Below are 12,433 nucleotides of genomic sequence, written 5' to 3'. Positions count from 1 at the left end.
GGAGTAGGTCCAAGGTCAAGCCAAGTAAAAAAGGCGTAAGAATGCGTAAGAAATGAGCAAATATTTAATAATTTTGTAACATTTCCGTTTATTGGTAATAGGGAGATTTTAAGAGTTATGAAGAAATGCCCATTTTACCGTAAAAACTCCTGGTATGGTCATTATTGGCTGGAAGAAAGATTGGAAAATTAAAGAAAAAAAGACAGGAAATCCTGCCTTTCATGTATATATAATACCACAAAAATGACTTTTTTTCAAGACTTGTAATTATACCGTGGGAAGAGTAAACTTGGGATTTATAAATGAGGAAGGAGATTTTTTATGGGCGATGAACAATGGATTTTGGCAATGAACCATACACAGCTAGCAGCTTTAAAGGCAACAAATGAGTATACGGCTAAATTTGGTCTTGTATTAAGCGATGAAGATACCGCACTTTTATTAAATGAGCGAAGTGAGGTCCTTAAAAAAGAGCGGCGGGTAGAATTTGGGGAAGGGATTTTGCCTAAGCTGGCATTTGCATTTTGTGATTCGCCCTATATCCAGCAAGACAACTACGTGGAAACCCTGGCAAGGCTTCAGGAGATATTCTATTTCTATAAAAATGAATCCCTGGATGAATTTACGGACGATGAACTGGTGGAGGCAATGAAGGAGCTGTTTGACGGACCATGTCAGGGATCCCTTGATTATATGGAGGATACAGGACTTCAAAAACTGGCGAAAAAAGCACGGTTTGGAGCTTGTTATGATGAGGCGGAGGAAGATGAATATTAATACGGAAGACATTTTACCTCTCATGGGGGAGCTTGCAGCAAAATACACATCAAAGGAGAGCACCTCCATTACCTATGAAAAGGCCAGTCAGTTTATGGAAGCGATCTTATACTGCATTCGTGAATATGAGGAGCATCAGCCGGAGGGAGAGGAGATATTAGCCTTTGATTATAATATGGACGTAAATACGGCTTACCAGCTGGGATATGAGCTGGTTCTTAATAAGGTAAAGGATACCCAAAAGCAATACAATGAAATGATAGGGAATTTTCTTTCCTATGGGAACCGTTGCTATTATGATACCTTTGTAAAAGGAATTCCAGGCTTCTTTCTCTATTATGATCCTCGTTTTCAGCCTCAGAATCACATTCTCACTCTGGATTATCCGGTGCTATCTTCTATAGAAGGTTTGTGCGGGGCAGATGCAATGAAGGTTTATGTAAACTCTGGTTATCTGGAACAAATATTTCTTAAGTCTATTCCAGAGGAATACGTAAGACACGTATTAAAGGCATACTCCGGGGATTGCGATGACCTGATTATTAATCTGGCTGCAATTACAGCAAGAAATCTTTTGGGAGGGTGGATCGCTGAAAAACAAATAAATACCAGAGGATATACGGAAAAAGAGCGGAAGCGGGTGTATGCATTTGTAAATGAAAATTCCAGAGAAACCATAGAGGCAGTCTGTAAAGAAGGTATTCTAAAACTCATCAATTATTTATCTCCAGGGAATATGGAGCTTGCAAAGTATTTGATGCTTGATATTCCTGATTTTAGCTTTGAACTGAAGAACGCGGCGGAGCATGGGCACCTTGAGTCCGTGCTGGCTGTTAATTAAAAGGCGGAGAGAGCGTGCCTCTTCCCAGTTAAAAGCTCCAGAGGTTTCTAATCTTTTGGGACTATAACATAGTTTTTAATCGATTTATCATAAGGTCTCTGGATATAAAAAAGTACCTGCCTGAAAAAAGGGCAGGTACTTCGTGTTTTAGATCTTATGAATGGCTGGCTTCTGGTGATGCCTGCTCTTTTAAAAGATTTTTCTGAGCGGTAGAAAGCATCAGCTTAATTCGGTTCAACTGGTTTACTTCACTTGCACCCGGGTCATAGTCAACGGCTATGATATTGGAATCCGGATACGTTTTCCGAAGCTCCTTGATTACACCTTTTCCTACAATGTGGTTCGGAAGACAACCGAACGGCTGAGTACATACGATGTTGTTGGTTCCCGTATGAATCAGCTCCAGCATCTCACCGGTTAAGAACCAGCCTTCCCCTGTCTGGTTGCCAATGGAAACGAAGTCCTTGGCCATGTCTGCCAGATTGCCGATATGGGAAGGTGCCGTGAAATGACGGCTCTTTTCCAGTTCCTTCTTCGCAGTTCTGCGGAAGAATTCCAAGAGAGAGATTCCCATATTAGAGAGAGCAGCGGTAGATTTTTTTCCGCCCAGGTTCTCAGCCTTGAAGTTATTGTTATAGAAGCAGTATAAAAGGAAATCCATTAAATCAGGCATAACTGCCTCGGCTCCTTCTGACTCCAGAAGCTCTACGATGTTGTTATTGGCAAGAGGAGAAAACTTAACAAGGATCTCTCCAACCACGCCCACCTTCGGTTTCTTTCCGGGGTTTCGCTCCAGCTTATCAAAGTCACGGATAATTCCCCTGATGTTACGGGAGAAGGTTATCATATCTGCTGGCTTTTTAGAAAGAGACTGGATACAGCGTTCTTTCCATCTTTCATGCAGAGCATTGGCAGAGCCAGGAATCTTCTCATATGGTCTTGTGGCATAGACAACTCTCATGAATACGTCGCCGTACACCACAGCCTGCATCGCCTTGGTCAGCATAGGCAGTGAGATCTTAAAGCCTGGATTGGTCTCCATGTTGTTGGCATTTACCGAAATAACAGGAATCTGCCCCATACCGGAACGCTCCAAAGCTCTTCTTATAAATCCAATGTAGTTGGAAGCCCGGCATCCGCCGCCGGTCTGGCTCATGAAAATGGCGGTACGGTCCAGATCGTAATTACCGGATAATAACGCATCCATAATCTGTCCCACTACGATGAGAGAGGGGTAGCAGGCATCGTTATTAACGTATTTAAGCCCTGTATCAACGGCGGTTCGGTTATGATTCTGAAGGACCTCAATCTTATAGCCAAAGGCACGGATCGCCGGTTCAATTAAGTCAAAGTGAATGGGTGACATCTGAGGACAAAGTATGGTGTATTCCTCTTTCATCTCCTTGGTAAACATGACACGGTTATAGGAGCTTGATACCACATTCTGCTCATAATGCTCTTTATCACGTACCTTTAAGGCTGCAATCAGGGAACGGATTCGGATTCGTGCCGCACCTAAGTTGTTGACTTCATCAATCTTTAAAATCGTATAGATCTTACCGGACCCGGTAAGGATATCATTGACCTGGTCTGCGGTTACGGCATCTAAGCCGCAGCCAAAGGAGGTAAGCTGAATTAAATCCAGATTCCGCTCCCGTTTTACCAGGCTGGCTGCCTTATATAGTCTGGTGTGGTACATCCACTGGTCGGTAACCATCATAGGCCGTTCGATTTCAGCCAGATGGGAGATGGAATCCTCTGTAAGAACTGCAAAGCCAAAGGAGGTAATGAGCTCAGGAATTCCGTGATTGATCTCAGGATCCACGTGGTAGGGGCGACCGGCCAGAACGATTCCGTGGCGGTCATTTTCCTTTAACCATAAAAGGGTCTCTTCTCCCATTCGCTCAAGGTCAGCCCGTGAAGCCATAAGCTCATCCCAGGCAGCGTGAGCGGCGTCCTTAATCTCTGACGCAGAAATCTGGAACTCTTTTTTAAATACTTCCACCAACCGGGAGGTTAAAACCTCTTCGTTGGTAAATGCCATAAATGGATTTAAGAACCGTATGCCTTCTGTCTGGATACCTTCTACGTTATTTTTGATGTTCTCTGCGTAGGAGGTGACGATCGGACAGTTAAAATGGTTTCCCGCATCAGGAGTCTCATTTCTCTCATAAGGGATGCAGGGGTAAAAAATGGTCTTAATTCCTTCCCGGATGAGCCATTCCACGTGGCCGTGGGCCAGTTTTGCCGGGTAACATTCAGATTCGCTTGGTATGGACTCAATTCCCAGCTCATAAATGTTTTTGGTGGACTGAGGGGAGACCACGGTGCGGAACTTAAGTTCCCGGAAGAAAATCGCCCAGAAGGGGTAATTCTCATACAGGTTCAGTACTCTTGGAATACCGATGGTGCCGCGCTCTGCCTGTTCTTCCGTAAGAGGGTCATAATCAAACATGCGCTGGTTCTTGTATTCAAAGAGGTTTGGAACATCACCGGAAGCTTTTTCCTTTCCAAGACCCCGTTCACAACGGTTACCGGAAATAAACTTACGTCCGCCGTCAAAGCGGTTTACGGTGAGGACACAGTTGTTGGTACATTTTCTGCATCGTGCCATGGAGGTCTCGTAGTGGAGATTTATAATCTCATCAAGACTTAACATGGTTGTTTTCTGGGACTCTTCGTAACGCTCTCTTGCAATCAGAGCGGCGCCAAAGGCACCCATGATTCCTGCAATGTCAGGACGAACTGCCTGGCAGCCGGATATTTGTTCAAAGCTTCGAAGAACGGCATTGTTATAAAAAGTACCGCCCTGAACCACCACGTGCTTTCCTAAATCGGAAGGAGAGGTGATTTTAATTACTTTAAATAAAGCATTCTTAATAACGGAATAGGCAAGGCCCGCAGAAATATCGGAAACCTCAGCCCCTTCCTTTTGGGCCTGCTTTACATTGGAATTCATAAATACGGTACATCTGGTTCCAAGATCCGTAGGATTCTCTGCAAAAAGTGCCTCTGTGGCAAAATCCTGGACCTTGTAATTTAAGGAATTGGCAAAGGTCTCAATAAAGGAACCGCATCCGGCAGAACATGCTTCGTTTAACTGAACGCTGTCCACGGTGCCGTTCTTAATGCGGATACACTTCATATCCTGACCGCCAATATCTAAAATACAGTCTACCTCCGGCTCGAAAAAGGCTGCCGCATGATAGTGGGAGATGGTCTCAACCTCGCCCTCGTCAAGAAGAAAGGCTGCTTTGAGGAGAGCCTCTCCATATCCAGTGGAGCAGGACCATACGATCTCACTGTCGCTGGTAAGCTGTTCTTTTATTTCCTTCATGGCTTTTACTGCGGTTGCAAGAGGGCTTCCGTTGTTGCTGCTGTAGAAGCTGTATAACAGGGTTCCGTCTTCACCTACAACTGCTGCTTTGGTAGTCGTTGATCCTGCGTCAATGCCCAGGAAACATTTTCCATGATAAGAGGAAAGTTCTCCTTTTTTTACGGAATGGCTGCCGTGACGGGCAATAAAGGAATCATATTCCTCTCTGCTGTTAAAGAGAGGTGACATTCTCTTTACTTCAAACTCCATGCGGATGCCTGTGGAGAGTCTGGATATCATTTCCTCTAAGGAAACCATGGAATCCTTGGTTTCGATTGCATTCATAGCCGCACCGATGGCTGCAAAAAGATGAGAATGATCCGGTGCGATGATCTCGTCATCGGATAAATTCAAGGTGCGGATAAAGGCTTTCTTTAATTCCGGAAGGAAATGCAAAGGGCCTCCCAGGAATGCAACATGGCCTCTGATCGGCTTTCCGCAAGCCAGTCCGCTGATGGTCTGGTTTACGACTGCCTGGAAAATAGAAGCTGCTAAATCTTCCCTGGTAGCCCCTTCGTTGATGAGTGGCTGAATGTCCGTCTTGGCAAATACGCCGCATCGGGCAGCAATTGGATAGATTGCCTTATAATTTGCTGCATATTCATTGAGGCCAGAAGCATCGGTCTGTAACAGAGCTGCCATCTGATCAATGAAGGAACCGGTACCGCCGGCGCAGATTCCGTTCATACGCTGGTCAATTCCACCGGAAAAGTAGATAATTTTTGCATCTTCTCCCCCAAGTTCGATTGCCACGTCTGTATGTGGGGCATAATCCTTAAGAGAGGTAGCGACTGCTACGACCTCCTGAACAAAGGGGACCTTTAAATGCTTGGATAAAGTCAGACCGCCGGAGCCTGTAATTCCCGGGCGAAGATCCATAGGTCCAAGTTTATCATAGGCCTTCTTTAAGAGACCGGCCAGTGTTTCCTGTATATTTGCAAAATGGCGTTCATAATCAGAGAATAAAATCTCATTTTTCTCGTTTAATATTGCGATTTTAACCGTAGTAGAACCGATATCGATTCCTAGAGTGTTGTATGTAATCATATGCGCGGGGTTAACCCCTGCCTCCTTTTGTGTAAAAGTAAGTTGCTGGCTCACCGAACATCAGTTTAACATAAAATAAGAAATAATACAATTGTCAGAACATGCTATTTTAATGTCAAAACTAGTAAAATTTGTTTAAGTTCACAAAATACGGTTTCATTTCGTTTGACAAATATCAATCGGGATTCTATAATGTATAAGTCAAAGTCCGCCATAGGATTCATATTAATTTTTTTAGTGGAAGGGGGAAACGCTATGATACAGATATATAAGACTGAGGATGGTCTGATTCAGCAGAAAGACGAGCTTTCTCCAGGTTCCTGGATAGCGCTTACAAACCCCACCGCTACCGAGATCCTGGAAATCGCCAACACGTATAAGATCGACCCGGATGATTTAAGAGCTCCTCTTGACGAGGAAGAGCGTTCCCGAATCCAGACAGAGGACCATTACACCTTGATCCTTGTGGACGTTCCCACCATTGAGGAACGAAACGACAAAGACTGGTATGTGACCATACCTATGGGCATTATTACTACAGATGATGCGATTATTACGGTGTGTCTGGAAGATACCACGGTATTAAATGCGTTTATGGATGGCCGGGTCAGGGATTTCCATACGTATATGAAAACCCGTTTTATTTTACAGATTCTTTATAAGAACGCATCGCTTTACCTTCAGTATTTAAGGGTCATCGATAAAAAGAGCGGAGTGATTGAGGAAAAGCTTCACAAATCTACGAAGAACCGGGAGCTCATCGAGCTTTTGGAACTGGAGAAGAGTCTTGTGTACTTTACCACATCCTTACGTTCCAATGAGATGGTGCTTGAAAAACTCATGCGCAATGAAAAAATCAAAAAGTATCCGGAAGATACGGAGCTTTTGGAAGACGTCATTGTCGAGAACAAGCAGGCCATCGAGATGGCTAATATCTACAGCGGCATTTTAAGCGGAACCATGGATGCCTTTGCCTCTGTAATTTCCAATAACTTAAATATTGTAATGAAGTTTTTGGCGACGATTACCATTGTCATGTCCATACCCACCATGGTGGCAAGCTTTTATGGCATGAATGTGAATTCCAGTGGAATGCCGTTTGCCAATCACCCCCACGGGTTTGAAATCGTATTAGGATTTACGCTGGTTCTGACTCTGATTGTAGCATGGATTTTTTCAAAGAAAGATTTCTTCTAGTTTAATCAAGTAAAGGATGAAGGCATGAAATTTTTTTACAATTTGGAGCGCAAATTTAGAAAATATGCGATATCCAATCTTATGTACTATATTATTGGGATGTATGGTGTAGGGCTTTTAATGGAGCTTTTTGCACCTGGATTTTACGTCAATTATCTATCTCTCAATGCACCGAAGATTTTAAGCGGGCAGGTTTGGAGAATTGTAACATTTTTGATTTACCCCCCTGGAGGCACTAATATCTTCTTTAACCTGATCAGCATGTATCTTTACTATATGCTTGGCCAGAATCTGGAACGGATCTGGGGCGCATTTCGTTTTAACGTTTATTTCTTTATGGGAGTCATCGGACATGTGGCAGCAGCCCTTGTTGTATATATTTTTATGGGGGATACCGTGTTTTTAACAACAGAGTATTTAAACTATTCCCTATTCTTTGCTTTTGCTGCGACGTTTCCGGATCTGGAATTCCTTTTGTTTTTCGTGATTCCGATGAAAGCCAAATGGCTGGCAATTTTTAACGGGATATATTTCCTTTATGGGTTTATCACCGGCAATATGGCGACCAGAGTCACAATATTTATGTCTTTATTTAACTTTATCCTCTTTTTCGTATTGACCCGTAATTTAAACCGGTTTAATCCGAAAGAGATCAAAAGAAAACATAATTTTCAAAAACAGATGAAAATTATGCCCCAGGGAGGGACACACCACAAGTGTGCCGTCTGCGGACGGACCGAAAAAGATTCACCCAACCTGGAATTCCGTTATTGTTCAAAATGCGAGGGCAATTATGAATATTGTTCTGAGCATTTGTATACACACAAACACGTTGAACCGGACCACCCCACAACCGGCAATACGACCCACTAGTTACGGAGGATAATAATGAAGAAAACAAAGATTATTTGCACAATGGGACCTAATACGAATGACCGCGAATTGATGAAAGCACTGGCTTTACATGGTATGGATATTGCCAGATTTAACTTTTCTCATGGTGACTATGAAGAGCAGAAGGCTCGCCTTGATATGTTAAAGAGCGTTCGTGAAGAATTAGATCTGCCGATCGCAGCCCTTCTTGATACAAAAGGACCGGAGATCCGTACCGGCGTCCTGGTAGATGGCAAGAAGGTGATGTTAAAGGAAGGAGATACCTATACTTTAACAACGGAAGATATTGTCGGTGATGCTTCCAGAGGCCATATTACTTACGATGGACTTGCAAAGGACGTTACAAAAGGAAACCGCATTCTGATTGATGACGGCTTAATTGAGCTTGAAGTTCTGGATGTAAAAGGCAAAGAAATCCATTGCAACATTGTAAATGGAGGAGAGCTGGGAGAGAGAAAGGGTGTTAACGTGCCTAACGTTAAGATCAAGCTTCCTGCACTGACAGAAAAGGATAAGCAGGACATTCAGTTCGGTATTGAACAGGGATTTGACTTTATTGCAGCTTCCTTTGTACGTACCGCTGATGCCATCAGAGAAATCAAGGATATCCTCGCTTTAAACGGTTCCAACATGGCAGTCATTGCCAAGATTGAGAATGCAGAAGGAATTGAAAACCTGGATGATATCATTGAAGTAAGTGATGGAATTATGGTTGCCCGTGGAGACATGGGTGTTGAGATTCCTGCCCAGGAAGTACCATTTGTTCAGAAGAGCATCATTGACAAATGTAATGTAGCATGTAAGCCGGTTATTACTGCTACTCAGATGCTGGATTCCATGATCCGCAACCCACGTCCAACAAGAGCTGAGGTAACTGACGTTGCCAATGCTGTTTACGACGGTACCGATGCAGTTATGCTTTCCGGCGAGACTGCCATGGGTAAATATCCGGTTGAGGCTCTTTCTATGATGGCTTCCATCGTAGAAGAGACAGAAAAGCATCTGGATTACAATGCATTCCGTCAGCGGAGAGTATCTTTTGCCAACGAGCATAACGTATCCAATGCGGTTTGCTATTCTTCTGTTGCTACTGCCCGCGACTTAGATGCAAAGGCGATCGTAGCACCAAGTATCAGCGGTTTCACCACAAGACTGTTATCCAAGTGGAGACCGGAAAGCCAGATCATCGGTTTATCTCCAAGTTCCTCAGCTCTTCGCCAGATGCAGCTTTACTGGGGGGTTAAGCCATTCCATGCAAAGCGTGCGGAATCTACCGACGTGCTGATCTACTCCTCCATGGAGCTTTTAAAGGAGAAGGGAATTGTAAAGGAGAATGACACTGTAGTTGTTACCGCAGGAGTCGTAAATCCGGTGAGAAAGCATGAAGCAGCAGCTCACACCAACATCATGCGTGTGGTAAATGTAAACTAATTGATTTTTATTTTTGAATAAATATACAAAAAAAAGTGTGGACAAAAGAGTCTATCCCCGGTACAATGTAGCTTACTAGCAGGAGTGCCGGAGAAGGCTCTTTTTGCATAGTTTAACTTACGAGAGGAGAGGAAAGCTTTGGAAAAGACACCATTTGTTACCAACGAAAAATTATTAGAAATTGTGAAAGAATATCCAACTCCCTTTCATATTTATGATGAAAAGGGAATTAGGGAGAATGCAGAAAAACTGAAACAGGCATTTTCCTGGAATAAAGGTTACCGGGAGTATTTTGCAGTCAAGGCTACGCCGAATCCGTTTATCCTTAACATCTTAAAGGATTATGGGTGCGGGGCAGACTGTTCATCCATGACAGAACTTATGATGTCCGATGCCATTGGCTTTTCCGGCTCTGATATCATGTTCTCTTCCAATGATACTCCAGCAGAGGAATTCCAGTATGCAGATAAGATCGGCGGTATCATCAACCTTGACGATATCACCCACATCGATTTTCTGGAAAAGGCCATCGGCCACATTCCGGAGACCATAAGCTGCCGGTACAATCCAGGCGGAATCTTTAAAATCAGCAATGATATCATGGATAATCCTGGGGATTCCAAATATGGAATGACGACAGAGCAGATATTTGAAGCGTTTAAGATCTTAAAGAGCAAGGGAGCAAAAGAGTTTGGCATCCATGCATTTTTAGCCAGCAACACTGTGACCAATGAATATTATCCTCTGCTTGCAAAAGTAATGTTTGAGCTTGCAGTGAAGTTAAAAGAGGAGACTGGTGCCCATATTACCTTTATTAATCTGTCAGGCGGAATCGGTATTCCATATCGTCCGGGACAGGAGCCTAATGATATTTCAGCCATTGGGGAAGGGGTAAGAAAGGTTTACGAAGAAATTCTGGTTCCGGAGGGCATGGGAGACGTAGCCATCTATACGGAGCTTGGACGTTTCATGCTGGGACCTTACGGCGGTCTTGTGACCGAAGCCATTCATGAAAAGCATACCCACAAGGAATACATCGGAGTGGATGCCTGTGCAGTCAATCTTATGCGTCCGGCTATGTACGGGGCATACCATCACATTACGGTTATGGGAAAAGAGAAGGAAGCATGCAGCCACAAGTATGATGTAGTCGGTTCCCTTTGTGAAAATAACGATAAATTTGCCATTGACCGGATGCTTCCGGAGATTTCCATGGGTGATCTGCTGTTTATCCATGATACAGGAGCCCACGGATATGCCATGGGCTATAATTACAATGGAAAGCTAAGATCCGCGGAGCTGCTTTTAAAGGAAAATGGAGAGGTTGACTTGATCCGAAGAGCCGAAACTCCAAAGGATTACTTTGCCACATTCGATTTTTGTGATATTTTAAAGGATGTAAAGTACGATTTATAATAGACAGATCATAACTAAAAATGGGTTCCGGTAACAGGCATTTTGCCAGCCGGAACCTTTTTTTATTGATTTTAAACAGAAAAATCCCTGTGCCTTACGACACAGGGGAGATTTCTTAGGATTTTCGGATTTCAAAAAGGGTAAAAGGATAATTGCTATACATTGTGCATTTCTTATGTCATTAGTATATCACACCCCCTCGGGAAAAGTTTGTATATTGTTTGAATAGATTATGAAGATTTTCTTAATATCGTCTTATGTAAATTAGCAGGAACGTAAAAATTTACTCCTGAAATGAAACCATGGAAGTCACTGCGGAATATCCTAATAAAAAAGGAATCAGGTAGTGGACTGTGGATCATGTAAGAGATGCACTACACTGTGACATGGCTTACCGCATGGGTCTTACCGGGCGGGGCATAGGTGTTGCAGTGCTTGATACGGGAATTTTTCTTCATGAGGACTTCGAACATAGAGTTGCGGCTTTCGTGGATATTGTTCACCGCAGGCGGGATGCTTATGACGATAATGGTCATGGTACCCATATTGCTGGAATTATTGGAGGAAGCGGAATCGCTTCCGATGGAAAATATATGGGGATTGCACCAGAGTGTCACATCGTAATGCTTAAGGTTCTTGATAAAAAGGGGAATGGATATGCTTCCGATGTGCTGGCCGGTTTAAAATGGGTCCGCGATAACCGGGAACGGTATGGAATCCGTATTGTCAACATTTCCGTTGGTTCCTTTTCAAGAAAAGGTATGACGGAAAATTCAGTCCTGGTGCGGGGAGTCAATGCGGCCTGGGATGACGGCCTTGTGGTCTGTGTGGCAGCAGGTAACATGGGACCTGGCTCCAATACCATCACAACTCCTGGTATCAGCAGGAAGGTGATTACGGTAGGCTGTTCCGACGATTATAAGGAAGTTAATGTTATGGGGAACCGGATGATTGATTATTCCGGAAGGGGCCCCACCGGTGCCTGTATCTGCAAACCGGAAATCATTGCTCCGGGAGCAGGAATTATGAGCTGCGCCAATGAGCCGGGAGAATATCAAAGTAAGAGTGGTACTTCTATGTCGACGCCTCTGGTTTCAGGGGCAATTGCGCTTTTGCTGCAGAAATATCCTTATATGAACAACAGAGATGTGAAGCTGATGCTTCGGGAGAGGGCCGTTGATTTAGGTCTTCCCATGAATCAGCAGGGATGGGGGCTTCTTGATGTGGAGAGGCTTTTGCTGTAAAGAATGGCGTTCAAAATCCGGGTCTGTTAAGGATGGCAGGCCCGGATTATAAAAACCTTGCAGGAGGGACCAGCCTGTGATATAGTTAGCTTACATTCTAAAGGTATCATGCCTTTTTTAGTACTCATCCGGCAGCTCGCCGGGATTTTTTCACTGTATGAAATTTTAGGCCGGACAGGCAGGGAGTGTGATGCTGATTGGACTGATACA

General features: G+C 43.8%; 8 protein-coding genes. 7 read left to right on the top strand and 1 reads right to left on the bottom strand.

Annotation, left to right across the window (positions count from 1 at the left end):
• Positions 1 to 321: 321 nt before the first annotated feature.
• Entirely contained in the window at positions 322 to 777 is a 456-nt protein-coding gene (locus T546_RS0118410; RefSeq protein WP_034599873.1) for a DUF6323 family protein, read from the top strand.
• Positions 767 to 1,618, top strand: coding sequence for a DUF6179 domain-containing protein (locus T546_RS24770; RefSeq protein ID WP_051629963.1), 852 nt, complete (start codon positions 767 to 769; stop codon positions 1,616 to 1,618). Before T546_RS0118410 ends, T546_RS24770 begins: the two co-directional genes overlap by 11 nt.
• Before the next feature lie 154 nt (positions 1,619 to 1,772).
• On the opposite strand, the gene T546_RS0118400 is transcribed toward T546_RS24770, so the two are convergent.
• Positions 1,773 to 6,041, bottom strand: coding sequence for a 2-hydroxyacyl-CoA dehydratase (locus T546_RS0118400; protein WP_026892889.1), 4,269 nt, complete (start codon positions 6,039 to 6,041; stop codon positions 1,773 to 1,775).
• Positions 6,042 to 6,296: 255 nt separating this feature from the next.
• On the opposite strand from T546_RS0118400, the gene T546_RS0118395 reads away from it, so the two are divergent.
• The 5 genes from T546_RS0118395 to T546_RS0118375 all read left to right on the top strand — a co-directional run bounded on the left by T546_RS0118395 (position 6,297) and on the right by T546_RS0118375 (position 12,223).
• Positions 6,297 to 7,238, top strand: coding sequence for a magnesium transporter CorA family protein (locus T546_RS0118395; RefSeq protein WP_026892888.1), 942 nt, complete (start codon positions 6,297 to 6,299; stop codon positions 7,236 to 7,238).
• A gap of 24 nt (positions 7,239 to 7,262) precedes the next feature.
• Positions 7,263 to 8,111 (top strand): rhomboid family intramembrane serine protease, encoded by an 849-nt coding sequence (locus T546_RS0118390; protein WP_024837250.1) that lies wholly within the window; start codon positions 7,263 to 7,265, stop codon positions 8,109 to 8,111.
• Positions 8,112 to 8,126: 15 nt separating this feature from the next.
• Positions 8,127 to 9,563, top strand: a complete 1,437-nt coding sequence (gene pyk, locus T546_RS0118385; RefSeq protein ID WP_026892887.1) for a pyruvate kinase — start codon at positions 8,127 to 8,129, stop codon at positions 9,561 to 9,563.
• Between the two features lie 138 nt (positions 9,564 to 9,701).
• Positions 9,702 to 10,979: a diaminopimelate decarboxylase gene (locus tag T546_RS0118380; RefSeq protein WP_026892886.1), complete on the top strand. Its 1,278-nt coding sequence runs from the start codon at positions 9,702 to 9,704 to the stop codon at positions 10,977 to 10,979.
• Positions 10,980 to 11,377: 398 nt separating this feature from the next.
• Positions 11,378 to 12,223, top strand: coding sequence for a S8 family peptidase (locus tag T546_RS0118375; protein WP_408643068.1), 846 nt, complete (start codon positions 11,378 to 11,380; stop codon positions 12,221 to 12,223).
• Positions 12,224 to 12,433 lie beyond the last annotated feature (210 nt).

The sequence above is a fragment of the [Clostridium] aerotolerans DSM 5434 genome (assembly GCF_000687555.1).
Classification (GTDB): domain Bacteria; phylum Bacillota; class Clostridia; order Lachnospirales; family Lachnospiraceae; genus Lacrimispora; species Lacrimispora aerotolerans.
This window is presented reverse-complemented; position numbering and strand designations above follow the sequence as displayed.

Coding starts and splice junctions, on each gene's coding strand:
- T546_RS0118410 (WP_034599873.1), top strand. CDS start 322: ATGGGCGATGAACAATGGATTTTGGCAATGAACCATACACAGCTAGCA.
- T546_RS24770 (WP_051629963.1), top strand. CDS start 767: ATGAATATTAATACGGAAGACATTTTACCTCTCATGGGGGAGCTTGCA.
- T546_RS0118400 (WP_026892889.1), bottom strand. CDS start 6,041: ATGATTACATACAACACTCTAGGAATCGATATCGGTTCTACTACGGTT.
- T546_RS0118395 (WP_026892888.1), top strand. CDS start 6,297: ATGATACAGATATATAAGACTGAGGATGGTCTGATTCAGCAGAAAGAC.
- T546_RS0118390 (WP_024837250.1), top strand. CDS start 7,263: ATGAAATTTTTTTACAATTTGGAGCGCAAATTTAGAAAATATGCGATA.
- pyk (WP_026892887.1), top strand. CDS start 8,127: ATGAAGAAAACAAAGATTATTTGCACAATGGGACCTAATACGAATGAC.
- T546_RS0118375 (WP_408643068.1), top strand. CDS start 11,378: ATGGGTCTTACCGGGCGGGGCATAGGTGTTGCAGTGCTTGATACGGGA.